Source organism: uncultured Pseudoteredinibacter sp., from assembly GCF_947500695.1.
Taxonomy (GTDB): Bacteria; Pseudomonadota; Gammaproteobacteria; order Pseudomonadales; family Cellvibrionaceae; genus Pseudoteredinibacter.
The window spans coordinates 1-16,779 of sequence record NZ_CANMSS010000006.1; the positions used below are offsets into that span (position 1 = coordinate 1).

9 protein-coding genes are annotated in these 16,779 nt (G+C 46.7%); 1 reads left to right on the forward strand and 8 read right to left on the reverse strand.

All coding sequences use genetic code 11. The annotated features are described in order from the left end of the window. From Q1A08_RS11975 to Q1A08_RS11990, 4 genes are all read right to left on the reverse strand, one after another. Positions 1–6,362: retention module-containing protein (locus Q1A08_RS11975; RefSeq protein ID WP_299773183.1), on the reverse strand; the 6,362-nt coding region annotated here is incomplete at its 3' end. A 356-nt stretch (positions 6,363–6,718) separates the two neighbouring features. Then, positions 6,719–7,999, reverse strand: a complete 1,281-nt coding sequence (locus Q1A08_RS11980) for a TolC family outer membrane protein (protein WP_299773185.1) — start codon at positions 7,997–7,999, stop codon at positions 6,719–6,721. A gap of 524 nt (positions 8,000–8,523) precedes the next feature. Then, a complete protein-coding gene (locus Q1A08_RS11985) occupies positions 8,524–10,236 on the reverse strand; it encodes an HlyD family type I secretion periplasmic adaptor subunit (protein ID WP_299773187.1) in 1,713 nt (570 codons plus the stop codon). Continuing rightward, positions 10,223–12,400, reverse strand: coding sequence for a type I secretion system permease/ATPase (locus Q1A08_RS11990; RefSeq protein WP_299773189.1), 2,178 nt, complete (start codon positions 12,398–12,400; stop codon positions 10,223–10,225). The genes Q1A08_RS11985 and Q1A08_RS11990 overlap by 14 nt, the downstream gene beginning before the upstream one ends. A gap of 108 nt (positions 12,401–12,508) precedes the next feature. Between Q1A08_RS11990 and Q1A08_RS11995 the strand changes: the two genes are divergently transcribed. Then, on the forward strand, positions 12,509–12,856 hold the full coding sequence (locus tag Q1A08_RS11995; protein ID WP_299773192.1) for a hypothetical protein: 348 nt from the start codon (positions 12,509–12,511) through the stop codon (positions 12,854–12,856). A 32-nt stretch (positions 12,857–12,888) separates the two neighbouring features. Here Q1A08_RS11995 and Q1A08_RS12000 read toward each other — a convergent pair whose 3' ends face one another. The 4 genes from Q1A08_RS12000 to Q1A08_RS12015 all read right to left on the reverse strand — a co-directional run bounded on the left by Q1A08_RS12000 (position 12,889) and on the right by Q1A08_RS12015 (position 16,732). Then, the gene (locus Q1A08_RS12000) at positions 12,889–13,413 is read right to left on the reverse strand and encodes a regulatory protein RecX (RefSeq protein ID WP_299773194.1); all 525 of its coding nucleotides are present in this window, start codon (positions 13,411–13,413) and stop codon (positions 12,889–12,891) included. 122 nt (positions 13,414–13,535) lie between these two features. After that, complete coding sequence (gene recA, locus Q1A08_RS12005; protein WP_299773196.1) at positions 13,536–14,567, reverse strand: recombinase RecA; 1,032 nt, start codon at positions 14,565–14,567, stop codon at positions 13,536–13,538. Between the two features lie 252 nt (positions 14,568–14,819). After that, positions 14,820–15,308: a nicotinamide-nucleotide amidohydrolase family protein gene (locus Q1A08_RS12010; protein ID WP_299773199.1), complete on the reverse strand. Its 489-nt coding sequence runs from the start codon at positions 15,306–15,308 to the stop codon at positions 14,820–14,822. A 2-nt stretch (positions 15,309–15,310) separates the two neighbouring features. After that, positions 15,311–16,732: an alanine dehydrogenase gene (locus Q1A08_RS12015; protein WP_299773201.1), complete on the reverse strand. Its 1,422-nt coding sequence runs from the start codon at positions 16,730–16,732 to the stop codon at positions 15,311–15,313. Positions 16,733–16,779: the final 47 nt, after the last annotated feature.

The following is a 16,779-nucleotide window of genomic DNA, read 5'->3' on the forward strand; positions in this document are numbered from 1 at the left end:
GGGTTCGGCGTTGGATCTGGGTGTGGACCCGGACCTGGAGGCGTACCTGGAGTGGTCTCATCATGGATGGTGGTTTCCACATCATCCGTGCTGTTCGTGACCGCTTCATAAGCGGTAGTAATCGCGCCAGCAATGGTGCTGTTTGCACCCAAGTTAACCGTGTAGGTTTCTTCATCGTCCGAGATCAGATCGTCGGTCGCATCCACCTGGAACACTTGGCCAATGGTCACGTTCTGAGTGGCGTTGTCATAATCCGCATCACCCGCGGTACCATTGCTGAAGGTCACATCAACGGTGCCCGCCGCTGGACTGGCAATCTCAACGCCCGCCGGATCCAAAGCGATCACTTTGTAGTAAGCCGCTCCGCCTTCGTTCGAATCGTTCTCGCTGCCATCGCCAATAATGTTACCGGCACTGTCCGTGGCCACTACTTTTAGGGTTACCGTATCTTCACCAGTAGGAGGCTCAGGTTGACCAGGCGAACCGGCATCCTGAATTGTGACAACACCCTGCAGATCACTACCGGCAACATCAATGTTCGCACTGCTTACACTTAAATTAACCAAAAAGTTTTCGTCACCTTCTCGAACGAAGTCATCGTTCATAGGTACCGAAATGGTTGTGGTTAAGGTGCCTGCCGTTATCGTGGCGTTACCCGAAGTAGTATCGAAATCACTATTAGCAGTAGCTTCGTTATTCGGATTAGAATCTTCATCTCCCTCATTAGTTTGGAAGCTGAAAGTTACATCACTCGACACAGTTTGGCTTAATGATACGGTAATTGAAATTGTGCCATCCGCTTCATTAACAGTTATGTCCTGCACCGATAAAGTAGGTGCCGTTTCGTAATTTACATCGACCGTAGCTGGATTTGATACATTGCCATCGTTATCTTCAATAGTGTATTGAATCGGCGTAGGGTCACTGATAAATCCTGGCTCAGGCGTGAAGGTGATCGCGCCAGTCGTTGGATTCACCGACCAAGTACCTTCACCAGCAACTGGCAAACTACTCACCGGGCCAGAAGGCCCAACAATTTGAACAGTCGCCGGGTCAATATTGCCATCTGGGTCACTATCGTTGGCAACCACGTCAACGGTGACCGGCGTATTCAATGGATTGCCATTACTTACATCGTTAGTCGCAACAGGAGGTTGCACTGCGTAATCAATGGTGACCGTCGCGGTATTCGAAGTATTACCGTCGTTATCATCAACGGTGTAAGTAATCGGCGTTGGATCAGCTGTGAATCCTGAGTCAGGGGTAAAAGTAATTTCACCGGTGGTGGTATTGACCGTCCATTCACCTTCGCCTGCAACCACTAGTGGATCACCGGCATTACTGGTACCTGTGATTTGAACAGTGGCTGGATCTAAAGTGCCATCAGGGTCCGTATCGTTATCCAGCACATCAACCGTTACCGGGTTATTAGTTACGCCATTTTCAGAGTCGTCGTTAGCACCAGGCTCTTGAGTACTGTAATCAACGGTTACCGTGGCAGTGTTTGATTCATTGCCGTCGTTATCTTTAACTGTGTACGTAATTGGCGTTGGGTCGGCCGTGAAACCAGATTCCGGCGTAAAGGTAATTTCACCAGTGGTGGTATTAACACTCCACACACCCTCACCAGGAACAGTTAAAGAATCACCTTCATTGGGTGTGCCTGTAATCTGCACAGTCGCCGGATCCAAATTACCATCTGGATCGTTATCGTTATTCAATACATCAACCGTGACTGGCTGATTGGTAGTATTACCATTACTGCTGTCATTGCTCGCGACAGGCGGCTGAGCAGCGTAATCAATTGTTACTGTAGCGGTATTTGAAACATTACCATCATTATCTTCTACGGTATAAGTAATTGGCGTTGGGTCTGCAGTGAAACCCGACTCTGGTGTAAAAGTAATTTCACCGTTTGTGGTATTTACACTCCAAGTACCTTCACCGGCAACTACCAAACTAGCACCAGCACCTGCGGAACCAGTAATCGTTACGCTAGCTGGATTTAATGTGCCGTCAGGATCGTTATCATTGGCCAAGGCATCAACAGTAACCGGATTATTCGTTACACCATTTTCGCTGTCATCACCCGCCGTTGGGTCTTGCGCATCATAATCAACGGTTACGGTAGCTGGGTTCGATACATTGCCATCGTTATCCTCAACCGTATAAGTAATTGGCGTTGGGTCAGCCGTAAAACCAGATTCCGGTGTAAAGGTAATAGCACCGGTAGTTGGGTTAACAGACCAAGTGCCTTCTCCAGGAACAAGTAAAGGATCACCTGGGTTGCTTGTGCCATTAATCTGTACAGTACTAGGCTCTAGATTGCCATCAGGATCTGAGTCATTACTTAAAACATCTACAGTTACCGGCTGGTTGGTCGTATTACCATTACTTGTATCATTGGTGGCAACTGGCGGCTGCACTGCGTAATCAATAGTGACGGTCGCAGTGTTTGAAGTATTGCCATCGTTATCATCAACGGTGTAAGTAATTGGTGTTGGATCGGCCGTGAAGCCCACTTCCGGAGTAAAAGTAATTTCACCGGTGGTGGTATTGACCGTCCACTCACCTTCGCCAGCAACCACTAGTGGATCGCCGGCATTGCTGGTACCTGTGATTTGAACAGTGGCAGGATCTAAAGTGCCATCAGGGTCCGTATCGTTATCCAATACATCAACCGTAACAGGATTGTTGGTTACGCCATTTTCAGAGTCGTCATTGGCACCCGGTTCTTGAGTACTGTAATCAACGGTTACCGTGGCAGTGTTTGATTCATTGCCGTCGTTATCTTTAACTGTGTACGTAATTGGCGTCGGGTCGGCCGTGAAACCAGATTCCGGCGTAAAGGTAATTTCACCAGTGGTGGTATTAACACTCCACACACCCTCACCAGGAACAGTTAGGGAATCGCCTTCATTAGACGTACCTGTAATCTGCACAGTCGCCGGATCCAAATTACCATCTGGATCGTTATCGTTATTCAATACATCAACTGTTACTGGCTGATTGGTGGTATTGCCATTGCTGCTGTCATTGTTCGCTACTGGCGGCTGAACAGCGTAATCAATCGTTATCGTTGCGGTATTAGAAACGTTACCGTCATTATCTTCAACGGTATAGGTAATTGGCGTTGGGTCTGCTGTGAAGCCAGCTTCAGGGGTAAAAGTAATTTCACCGTTCGCTGTGTTAACACTCCAAGTACCTTCGCCGGCAACAACCAAACTAGCACCAGCACCTGCAGAACCAGTAATGGTTACACTAGCTGGATTTAATGTGCCATCAGGGTCGTTATCGTTGGCCAAGGCATCAACAGTAACCGGGTTGTTTGTTACACCGGTTTCATTGTCATCATTTGCACCAGGATCTTGTGCACTATAATCGATAGTAACAGTTGCAGAATTTGACAAGTTACCATCGTTGTCTTGCACGGTGTAGCTAATCGGTGTTGGGTCTGAAGTAAAACCAGATTCCGGTGTAAAAGTTATAGCACCGGTAGTTGGGTTAACAGTCCAAGTTCCTTCACCAGGAACTACCAGTGGGTCACCAGGGTTTCCAGTGCCGGCAATTTGTACCGTCGTCGGATCAAGGTTTCCATCTGGGTCGGAGTCGTTGCCCAAAACGTCAACAGTTACCGGCTGATTTGTTGGGTTGCCGTTACTTGTATCGTTATTTGCTACGGGTGGCTGCACACCATAATCAATGGTAACTGTCGCAGTATTTGAAACATTGCCATCGTTGTCGGCAACGGTGTAACTGATTGGCGTCGGATCCGCTGTAAAACCCGCCTCAGGGGTAAAAGTAATCTCACCCGTTACTGTATTTACTGTCCAAGTTCCCTCACCAGGCACGGCTAATGGATCACCGGCTCCTGGAGTACCAACAATTTGTACTGTTGCAGGGTCAAGCGTTCCGTCTGGATCACTATCATTTGCTAATACGTCAACGGTTACTGGCTGATTAGTCTGATTTCCAGAGCTGCTATCAATAACCGCTGTTGGGGGCTGGGCAGTATAAGAAATAGTAACAGTTGCTGTATTCGAGCTTTCACCATCGTCGTCACTGACTACGTAATTAATTGGCGTAGGGTCGGAAGTAAAGCCGGACTCAGGAGTAAAAGTGATTTCACCTGTGGTGCTATTTACCGACCACACACCTTCACCGGCAACGGTCAGATCTGTTCCTGGCGCTGGAGTACCGACAATTTGAACAGTGCTTGGCACAAGAGTGCCATCGACATCACTGTCGTTTGCAAGAACATCAACAACAACCGGCTGATTAGTGGTATTACCTGCAGAGCTATCATCGCTCGCTACTGGAGGAGCATTCGGATCAATAACCGTTAGATTCAGTTGTGAATCTTCAGTATTTGGACCGTCAGTTAATGTGTAGCTAATTGGCGGCACGGTACCGGCAAAATTAGGGTTCGCATTAAAGGTGTAACTACCGTTACTGTTGATAACAATTGAACCAATACCCGGAATATTAGCCGTCTCACCCGCTTGAAACTCAGTACCATTTACATTAAACGTTAATACCACGGCAGGCTCAGGCCCATCTGGGTTATCTGTGTTCGCTAGAACATTGCCGCTTACGCTCTCGCCTGATAGCAAGCTATTAGATTCGTCAGCATCTTCAAGAATATTCGCAGCATCAACATTGATACGAATGATTGCAACATCGGTGCTGCCATCACTGTCGGTCATGGTGTAGGTGAAAACGTCTTCACCAAATACGCCAGGATTAGCAGTATAGGTATAACTACCGTCGGCATTGATGACGATGGTGCCTTTGTCTGAGCTAACTTGTATGCCAACGCCAGTATCAGAAGTTTCAGTTGTCTCACCAGCTACAACGCCGACAACTGTTGGGGCACCAAAACCGTCAGCGCCGGCAATATCCGCTTCACCGTCGCTAGTATTGCTGTCGCCACCAGGAATATCGATACCAGTAATTACGTTGCCGGTAGCTACCAAAGAACTATCGATAGCATCTTCTTGATCTTCTGCAATTGGAGTGTCGTCAATGATATTAATAAGCAAGTTGCCATTAATATCGTCAGCCGCATTACCGTCGGAATCAATAATTTGAATTGGGAAAACATCATTTACTGGACCGGCACTATGATCGGCCGCATCAGTCAGCGTATAGGTGTAAGTAATTTGGGTAGCACTTACCGAAGTGATCACCAAAGTGCCGTAAGTGCCTTGAATGGTGGTGCCTTGCACTTGGCCATTACTATCAATGACCTCTACCCCAGCGATAGTAACCGTCGCCGGGCCATCGCCTGGCAAATAATTTATTACGCCAGTGGTAACTTCTACACCGCTGCCAGCATCTGTACCATTTGGCAAACCAGCTTCGTCAACGGTATTAACCAAAGTGCCATCTGGGTTTTCGCCCGGATCAGTCACTTCTAATAATGGAATACCATCAATATTAATTGTCAGCGTGGCAAATGAAGTGTCGTCATCAGAATCGATGATGGTGTAAGTAAAGACATCTGTTCCGCTGGCATCTCGGTTTGGAACATAGTTGTAGCTGCCATCAGCATTAAGTGTCAGAGTACCCTTATCAGAGACTAACTCTACACCTACACCTGAATTGTCTATAAGTTCTACTTCGGTATCACCAACCTCAACACCAATAACAATGGCATCACCAAAACCATTGATACCAGAATCATCGGCATTACCGTCTAAAGTATTCTCATCGCCAGAGGCAACATCGATACCGGTAACAACGTTACCAGTGGCTATACCAATACTGGTAACTTCATCGAGATCGTCAACAGCTTCTGGCGCTGAGTCGATTGGGTCTACTTGTGTATCAGAATCTTGAAAAGCATTACTTGGCGGAGTCGTTTCAAAACCTGCTAGCGGAATGGTTTCATCACCAGTCATAATGAAGCGGACACCAGTGCCTGCTGAGCTGCCATTAGTACCACCACCTGTTGGGGCGGCACCAGCGGCGGTAGCGGGTAACAACTCTTCCAGGCTTAAACCTTCTTCTAAGCCTTGTTGTAATCGATCGAAATCGATACCTTCTTCAACAGAGTCCTTAACTTCATTTTTGCGGATAAGGTCAAGTAAGCGCTGGTCTATGTCCACGCTTTGATTATGACCTAATACCAATAAGCCTCCACCAGGAAACTTCACCACGATTGCTGCCCCAGCCTGGGTCGCTAACTGATCGCCGAGGCCAATCTTTTGCCCCATTTCAACAGCAGCACCCGCATCCAGCACCACACCCTTAATAGCAACAACCGTTCCTCGATCGCTTACGGCTTGCTCAGAGTTGGCCAGGTCAGTATTGGCTTGATTAGTATTTGAATTGTCATTTATAACAACATTATCCGCCATAATCTTTTCCGCTCAAATATGGTCAAAGTATCGAAACGGGCGTCCCGCCCCTTCCATTTCAATTTTTAATGCTGTGGCAGTGGCCACTCGCACTAATACACCCTTAAATCGGACCGAAACTAATCCAGCCCTAAATTTTCTGTCATTGGTAAAGCTATTTATCCAAGTAAGCCAATCGGCAGCTCTTCAAAAATCTAAATACCGTTGATCAGTAAACTACAGTCTCAACAGCCGTTGCAGATAAATGGGTAGAACCCACTCCCTTTTAGCCACAACTCAAAAGACTATGCCCGGTAAAGAAAGATCTTTCCGGGCAAAAAAATTCTTAGCGACACCAAAAGTTCACTAGACGCAAGCTATAGGTTTACACCTAATTTCGGCAGTAACATTCCCATAGAGTTGTACACTCTAAGCTCTGCCAATTTTTTGTTGGACTCCGCCCGAATCAGATTACGCTTCGCATCGACTACTTCATTCTCAGTATTCAATAGATCTAGCAATGTACGACGGCCAATATTGAACTGCTCGATATAGGCTTGCTTTGTAGCTACTGCTGAATTCACATGCTGCTGCAAAAATTGCAGTTGAGTACTGACTGACTCAAAAGCGGTCCAGGATAGACGTAGGCCCTCTACTACCTGGCGGCGAGTGTTGTTGCGCACGTCTTTAGCTTCTTCCATCAAGTAGCTAGTCTGCTTGCGGCGAGCCTTATCAGCACCGCCACGGTATAGGTTGTAACGTGCTCTAATGGCGATAACGCCGCGCTCATCTTCACCAACTACACCACCGATATCTTCGTTCCAGTTTTGGTCAGCTTCCAAACGTACATCTGGATAAAAAGAGCTTTTCGCCGCAGTGTGTTGAGCAATCGTCGCATCGATATCCGCGTTCGCCGTCTTAAGTGTTGGATGATTTTCTAAGGCAGTAGCTGTAGCCTCATCCAAAGTAGCTGGCAAGCTTTCTTGATTTGTAGGCATTGCCAAAGCGCTCATATCCGGCATCGCCCCCATTACTCGATAGTAATTAGTAACAGCGTCTTTTAGATTCGCATCGGCAACCACAACATTACTATTGGCCAAAGCAAGACGTGCCGCTATCTGGTCCAAATCAGCACGACTACCTACGCCAGAGCGATTGCGTAAAACCATTTGGTCATAAATGCTTTTATGCTCTTGTAACGAGGTCTCCGCCAACTTCATTAACTCAACTTGTGTCATCAATGCTAGATAGACTTCGCTAGCACGCAACGCAATAAGTTCTTGGGATGTCGTTAATGAGTGACTAGCGCTGCTTGTTCTCGCTTCTTGGCGTTGAACCTCAGAGCGAGTCGCAAATCCATCAAAAATTAACTGGCGGGCAGATATAGAAGCCTCTTCACGAGTTAAATTAACTTCATCTTGCCCCGTAGTTGGAGATTTGGTGTTTTCGCGGCCAATGCCTAGCGCCACGTCAACTGTTGGCAAATATCCCGCCTTGGCTCTTTTTATCTCTTGCTCGCGTGACATCAGCTGGTTTTTCGCTGCATTTACCTCTGGGTGTCCATTCAGAGCATTTTGCAGCGCCTGATTAAACTCTTCAGCCTGTACCGCTGTTGCCCCCAGAAAACCCGTAATTAACCCAATTATTGTAGTTTTCATAACCCTTTACTCGTGGCCCCCTTGCCTCGATCAGCTAATGCCTTTTTAGTAGGAATTGTGAGGTTTTTCACAAACTCAGGGATTATAAATGTTAAGTTCATCATAAAAAACCCCACCTATTAGTCCCAATAGTCATCATAACGACGGATGGCATAGTTCATTTTTGTCAGCTAAAACTACATTACCCCTCATTACAGCTACTGACCAAATGGAGAGCAAAGCAAATATATAATGATTTAAACGACAAAGTAGTACATCTATATCAATATTTCTATATTTATTGCTAGTTTCTGACCAACTGTGTCACACCAAAATTTTAGCCTCAGGAAAGGTACAGCTAATACTGGGGGTAATGGGTGTTTGTAAGCGATATATATCACCCCTTATTAACAACCAAGAAGAATTAAAACCATTTGGTTTTATTCCAAAAAATTACAAGCAAGACTGCAAGCAGTTTGAAATTTAGGCAAATTAGAAGGCAGACAGGAGAGGTCTGCCGGAAAGAAAGGCTAGAGAACGCTCAATTAGCGCTCTCTTAATGCAAGCTGCTTAGTTTTCAAAATAGGTTTAAGGATGTAGTCTAAAACCGTCTTCTCCCCAGTTAGAACGTCCACACTCACGGTCATACCGGGAATAATTGGTAATGGAGTATCTTCGCTTCCCAAGAACGCTTTCTCGGTTTCAACTTTTACGGTATAAAAGCTCTCCCCTTCCTCATCAACAATGGTATCGGGGCTGATATGGGTAACATTGCCTTTGAGACCACCATGGATAGAGAAGTCATAGGCGGTAAACTTAACAATCGCTTCTTGCCCTGGGTGTAAAAAAGCAATGTCTGTTGGACGGATTTTAGCTTCAACCAACAAACTATCTTCGGTCGGTACAATTTGAAGCAAGTCCATACCCGGTTGAACAACGCCACCAATTGTATTCACCATAACCTGCTTGATGGTACCTGCTACCGGAGACACCACTACGGTACGATCCACCCTGTCCTCCAATGCTCCACTGCTTTCAGACAGCCGCTGCAGCTCAAGTCGGACATCTGCCAGCTCTTTACGGGATTCGTTACGAAAGGCCAGTTTCGCACCCTGCAACTTGTCTCTCGCTTCCTGTAGGCTGGATTCAGCTCGCGGAATAGCTAATTCAGCGCCATTTAGCTCGCCATACAAATCGTTTACTTGGCGCTCAAGCCTTAGCAACTCCACTTCCGACATAGCACCTGAGCCGACTAATGGTTTACTCATTTGAAGCTCTTTATCCAAAAGACGATAGCTACGCTGATGCTGGTCACGGCGAGCTTTTAACTCACTGAGCTCCTGTCGACGTTGAGCAACTTGCTGCACCAAAACCTGATCTTTAGACTTTTGCTCCTCCTGGCGTGATAGATAAAGTGCTCGTGCCTGGGACCACAATAACTCACTCACACCATCCATAGGCTGCTCTGGTAAAGCCTTACCATCAGCTTCATAACTTAGACGCGCGGCCTTCGCCTTTAGCTGATCCAGTGTTACATCGGCTTCACGAAGGGAAGATGAAAACTGAGTATCATCCAATCGTAATAAGGGCTCCTGCGCTTTAACGGCCTGACCTTCACGAACATAAAGCTCAGCGACAATACCCCCCTCTTGGTGCTGAACAATTTTCACTTGCGAAGACGGGATAACTTTACCCTCACCACGCGTAAACTCATCTACGTAGGCGAGAGAGGCCCAAACAATAGCCACAATCACAAAAGTACAAATAGCCCAAAGTAACTGCTGGCCACCACGAGGAGATTGCTGTAGAACAGCCGCTGCCGCTGAAGACATATAATCCAAATCTTCTTGGATTAACTCTTTATCTCCTTCAAACCATTTACGTTTTTTTTCACCGCTTTGTGGCATAGCAGCAGGTAAAGGAGCTTGCCCATCTGGAGCATCTTCTTGCGGCTGAACTGCAACTTGCTCACTCGCATCAACGGCGGCGTTATCAGTTGATATATCGCGATCATTTAGCTCTAGATTTTCGTCAAGCTGTTCTGCAGCTTTCGCTTGCTGCTCTACAACTTTCGAATCTTCTGCCTTCGTTCCGGACGACTTTTCAAGAGTTTCAGAAGACTGATTTTGCGATGCAGATGTGGGCATCTTTACCTTTACCGAGCTGGCACTAACACTAACCGCAGGGGCTGATTTATTGTCCGCTTCACCTTTCGCTTGAGCGGGCTTTTGTTCATCCAATTGATTATTGCTCGACACGAATTTGCCCCTTCTTCAATGCATCCAGTACGGACTCTTTCGAGCCATCAGCAATTAACTTGCCATTTTCCAAAACGATAATTCTATCCACCAAGTCCAATAGCGATGTTTTGTGAGTCACCAGAATAAGAGTCTTACCCTGTGTAACACGCATTAGATTTTGTTTAAGTTTTGCTTCGGTGCTGTTATCCATACCTGTTGATGGCTCATCAAGCAGATAGATACTTGGATCCTTAATTAAGGCTCGAGCCACACCGATACTTTGTCGTTGTCCGCCCGATAAGAATGCCCCCCGTTCACCTACAGGACGCTGGAAGCCCATCGGGTGCTTATTCACAAAACCCGTAACCCCCGATAGCTCGGCTGCTCGTACAATTTGTTGGTCAGTAGCGTGCGGCGTACCGTAAGCAATATTGTCTTTTACCGAGCCAAAAAATAGAGAGACATCCTGTGGTACATAACCAACACCGTGGCGCAGATCAGCAGGATCGAGCTGTTTGATATCAATACCGTCAATCAGTACAGAGCCGCCCGTTGGCTGAAAGAGCCCCATCATCAACTTTTGCACTGTAGATTTTCCGGAGCCCATACGACCGATAATGGCGACCCGCTCTCGGGGCTTAATATTAAACGAAACGCTCTCAATACTCGGATGCTCCTCACCGGGATAAGCGAAGGACACCTTATTAAAACGAACTTCACCCGCAAAGCTAGGGCGCTTAATAAAGGTTTTCTCTTCATCTCTTTCCTGCGCCTTATCGACAATCTTCTCCAGAGACTCCAAAGCTGTCATTGTTTGCTCAAAGTTAACCAGTAGACTGGATAACTGAGATAAAGGCGCCAAGGCTCGACTGGTTAGCATTACACAAGCAATCAAAGCACCCATGGTGAGATCTTTTTGGGCAATTAGGTAAACACCGCTCACAATAACCGCAACAGAGCTAAGCTGAACAACCGTTCCCGCTACTGTCACTGCCGAGTTTGAAAGCAAACGAGACTTTTGCCCCCAGAATGCAAGATGACCAACCGATTTCTCCCAAGAACGCTGCACACGCCCTTCTGCGCCTAAACCCTTGACGGTTTCTAAACTCGCAAGAGCTTCAACTAAGGTAGAGTTTTTCTGCGCCGAAGACTGCATGGTTTCTTCTACCGATTGACGCAGCGGCTTTAAAATAAACAAGGCGTAGCCAATCACGATGGGGATACATGCCAGCGGAACCAATACCAATGGACCGCCAACATAAAAGATCACCAGCAAAAATAATAAGGTAAATGGCAGATCTACAAAGGCTGTGACCGTAGACGAGGTAATAAAACTTCGTACACTTTCAAAATCTTTTAACTGGCTAGCGAACGAACCTACTGACATAGGCTTATCTTCTAATCGGGCACCTAACACCCTCTCAAAGATCATTGCTGACAGCAAAACATCAGATTTCTTTCCAGCTACTTCGATAAAGTATCCCCGCAAGAGCTTTAAGACGAGATCGAAAAAGTAAACCGTTGCCACACCAATTGCTAGCACCCAGAGGGTTTCTACCGCTTCGTTAGGCACTACACGATCGTAGACATTCATAACGAATAGAGGATTGGCAATGGCAAATAGGTTGATAAACAAGGACGCTAAGAGAACATCGCGATAGATGCGCCAGGATCGACTTAGCACCCCCCAAAACCAATGGCCTTTTTGGCGAACTTTAATTTCCTGGGTACGCTCATCGTAACGATGCAGAGGCTTACAAAAAATAGAATATCCGCTATAGCGCTCTTTTAAATCCACCAACTCGACAATGCTCTTGCCATTACTATGGGGATCAATGATTTCAGCTTTGCCAGCTGCCACATCAATCTTGGTCAGCACGCAAGCATCATTATCGTCTAGCAATAGAACAGTTGGTAAAACTAGGGCGCTAATCTGCTCCAAAGAACGCTCAAGCACCTTTGCAGACAAGCCTGCCCTTTCAGCCGCACGAATAAACAACCTGGGTGTTAGGCGCTCTTTAATTAACGGCAACCCGGCAGTAAGCGAGGTTTCTGAAATCGGTAAATGCTCTATACGAGCGATGATTAACAAGGATTCTAATAAGGGGTCGCAAAAGCTGGCACTTTCCGCGGGGCCTTCCACTATTTCTTGTATTTCCGTTTGGCTTGTTGCCTGCTCCATTAAGACCCCTTAAGCGTGTTTTAAAAGTTGTTCTAATAGGATTGTATACTACTATTGATATAACTAACTTATATTGTAGTCTGCCATCCGAAAAACGAAACCCGCCCTATGCCTTATATTCAACGTGACCTAAATGGCAACATAAGTGCCATTTCCATGAAATCAGGACCTGAGTTTAGCGAGTATTTATCTCCGACTCACCCACAACTTGTCTCTTTTTTAGACAATTATAAGAATGTCAGCCACTCTTTGGCGGCTCTCGAAGAGTCGGATATGGAGTTCGTGCGTATTACTGAGGATTTGGTAAACACATTAGTGGCCAAAAATGTGATTTTATTTACGGATCTTCCGGAAGCCGTTCAGCAAAAATTGCTGGCAAGGGAAAAGCTGCGTGAACAGATTCAAGGGGAGCGCAACGAGAGTTTTATGGACGATGGCGAAGCCGGGGTTTTCTAAAAGCAAATAAAACGCTAGTTAAAACAACCTGCTTATTCACCTACAGCAGCGTTGGCTTCGGCCATGGCATAGTGAATATGATCACCATTAAAACCCTGAGCCTGCAGATATCGATATCGTTTAGACTTATCCTTAATGTCCACGGCTGGCCCAGCAAATCGGCCCTGCAAACTTTCTAAAGCCAAGGCGTGCCAATCTATATCACTTTCCAATAAAGCATTATCAATCGACATAGCGGATAAGCCCTTGTGCTTCATTTCAAGCCGAATACGCATTGGCCCACGACGCTTGGCAATCGCTGCACGAACAAACATAGCGGCATAACGCTGATCATCTAAGTAAGACAACTCTTCAAGCCAGTCCAATACACCATCAATCAGGCTGCTGCTGTCATATTGTCTAGCCAATTTACTGCACAGCTCTGCACGGCAAAATTCTCGTCGGCTAATTGCTGCGAGTGCTGAATTTTTAATCTTGGCTAATAGTTCGCTGTCGCTAGGAGGCTGTTCCTTATAGGACTCTTCGCGGTAATCATCAATGGAGACTATTTTTGACATTATTGTTCTCCCTTTCACAATGTTGAGCTAATTTTGAGCTAATTTTGAAGTGCTGGAATTTGAAGGTCTCAGCTAAAGACAAGCCCCCAGCACAGCGGGGGCAAGATGGGATGGAGAGTTACTTATGCCTGTTCTGCCTCTTCACCAGGCTCTTCTGCTGCTTCACCATTGCCCAATAGCTCAGCACGGACTCGACCTTCGATCTCTTGGGCCATTGCAGTGTTTTCTTGCAAGAACTTCACAACATTATTCTTACCCTGGCCGATCTTATCGCCGTTATAGCTATACCAAGCACCGGCTTTATCGATAAAGCCAAGCTTCACACCGAAATCAATAACCTCACCCAAGCGATTGATACCTTCACCGTATAGAATCTGGAATTCAGTTTGCTTAAACGGCGGAGCTACTTTGTTCTTCACAACCTTCACGCGAGTTTCACTACCAATAACCTCGTCGCCATCTTTTACGGCACCAATACGGCGAATGTCTAAGCGAACAGAGGAGTAGAACTTCAAGGCGTTACCACCGGTAGTGGTTTCAGGGTTGCCGAACATAACACCAATTTTCATACGAATCTGGTTAATAAAGATCGCCAAACAGTTAGCATTCTTAATGTTACCGGTAATCTTACGTAGCGCCTGCGACATTAAGCGAGCCTGCAAACCAACGTGATGATCGCCCATCTCACCTTCAATTTCTGCTTTTGGTGTCAAGGCTGCAACAGAGTCGACAACCAGAACATCAACAGCACCAGAGCGCACTAGCATGTCAGCGACTTCCAAAGCCTGCTCACCGGTATCAGGCTGGGAAACAATCAAATCATCAACATTAACACCCAGCTTCTCTGCGTAAATCGGGTCTAAAGCGTGTTCAGCATCAATAAAGGCACAGGTACCACCCTGCTTTTGCGCTTCAGCAATGGCTTGGAGGGTCAGGGTGGTTTTACCGGAAGATTCCGGACCATAGATTTCAACAATACGACCTTTTGGCAAACCGCCAATACCCAAGGCAACATCAAGGCCTAATGAGCCTGTAGAAACTGCTGGAATTTTAACTTGCTCTTTATCGCCCATCCGCATAACGGTGCCTTTACCGAACTGACGTTCAATCTGGCCAAGGGCGGCTTGCAATGCCTTTTCTTTGTTCTGATCCATGGGACACCTCGTCGTATTGGCGTATAGCCTTATATATTGTCTAGATTTTTTGGCCTCAGTGGGCCACTTTTTAGCCTCATTAGGCTTGTAAGTGCATAGACTCATCGATTTATTAGGCAGTGCCAATGAGCCATTAGCTGCGATTCGGAAAGAAGCATAATTTAAAAACACTGTATACGCAACCAGTACTTGGTATTTATACAGTAGTTTTTACAAAAATAGGATTTTGGCGGAATTAACCTACAAGAGATGTTAGGCCAAAAGCGATAGCCCTAAGGCCTGCTGTAAAGACTTATCTATGGCCTGATCGCGCACGGCCACACGGTCGCCACTGAATAGACAGCACTCACTCCGGCAGTGAATCAAGCCGCCCTCAGACCAAGCCCAAGCTAGCCATACGGTTCCTACGGGTTTCTCTGCACTGCCACCGCCAGGCCCAGCGATACCACTGCTGGACAATGCAATATCAGCCTTAGACGCCTTTAGCGCTCCGAGCGCCATAGCTTCCACAACCTCTTGACTGACTGCCCCATGCTGTTCAATCAGTTCAGCCGGCACCCCCAATAATTGGCTTTTAGCTTCATTGGCATAGGTGACAAAGCCATACTCAAAGTAAGAGGAGCTACCAGCAATATCAGTTAAGGCACTGGCAATTCCACCACCCGTGCACGATTCAGCAGAGCTGATACGTAGCTTTTGAGACAATAAAGCTTGTGCTAAAGGTTTTGCGTATTGCGACATAATTAAGCAAGCTCTTGAGGAAAGGGCCCACACACCAGGGCTCGCGCCACACCAGGAGCCAACTGAGCCAAGCCCTTGTGGAGTGCTTCAGCGCCCAATAAGACATCAGCTATTTGCCCAGAATAGCGAATAGCGGTCTCACGCATCATTCCCATCATGGGCCACCCCCATAGAGAGGATACCGTCACACCATCACGAACAAAATGAGGGTCCGTTAAAAAGGTACAAGACTCAACCGCCTCGACAGGACTGCGATTGGTAGGGCTGCCGCCAACTAGATCAATCACCACAGAGCCATCTGGAATCAATTTCTTTAGATGGCCATTACTGACCAAGAAATTTACGCCCCTCAAGTGTGGGGGTTGCTCAGCGCCATTAACCACTAAGTCGATATCTTTCAACCAATAATCGATACGACCCTTGCTAGTATGGGTACGTCCCAAAACATGAACCGTTTTCACACCCTGGTCATGTAACTCATGAATCGCACCCTGCCCCACATTGCCATAACCAAGCACGGCAACTTTTGCTTCTTTTATATCCAGTTCAGGCTTATTTTCGGCTAAGAGCTTTAAACCATAGCGCGCACCTGCCATACCGGTTTCGTGTAAGCATTGGATGCGACGTAAACCAAACTCTCTTGGAGGGTGACTCTTTCTGTATTCCGCTACAGCTTTCTCACCCACTTCGGCTTCATACTGCGCTAAGTCCAGCACACTTTCGCCCGCCTTTTGCAGGCTGGCGATTAGCCCTTGGCGCTGTAGAATGCGGCTATCGTAAACATAAAGGCTATTGCTGCGGCTCAACTCTAAATCCGCCGTGGCAATATTGGCATTCAAGAGCTGCAAAGAACGCGGATCCCGATTACCGGCTCGGCGAATTGAAGCCCCTAAGTGCTCGGACCAACCTAAAACCTTCACGTTCAGTGAGCCAATAGAGTTGTCGGACATATAAGGGCTTAGGGCTTTGTTCATAGCCGTGCGGCCAATAATAGAAGCATCAGATTGCCGCTTAGGGGATTCTAGAATCTCTTCCATAGCAATGACATTAATACACTGATCTTCCAAAAGCTGGGCTCGATCAGGATAGGAGTGAAAATGCGCCATGCAAAATAAAGTCGTTCCGGGGCGCATTGTTTTGATGGAATCTAGCGAAGGACCTTTAAACTTAATAATCAGATCTTTCTCACAATAGATCTCATCAGCCGCCTGCATGATAGCGCCGGCCTCAAGATACTCTTGATCACTAAAGCCGACACCTTCGCCCGCCCCATACTCAACATAAACTTTACAGCCACTAGCGACTAATTTAGCAACATCGGTAGGAATCAAGGCGACACGTTTTTCTAAACCGCCGGGATTTTCTGGAGATTCAATTTCCTTAACCAAAGCTATGGTTTGAAAGGCTGGAAACTGAGTTGACATGGGGCATCCCTCGAAAGCAAAAGAGGGAGAATAACAGGCAGGCAAAG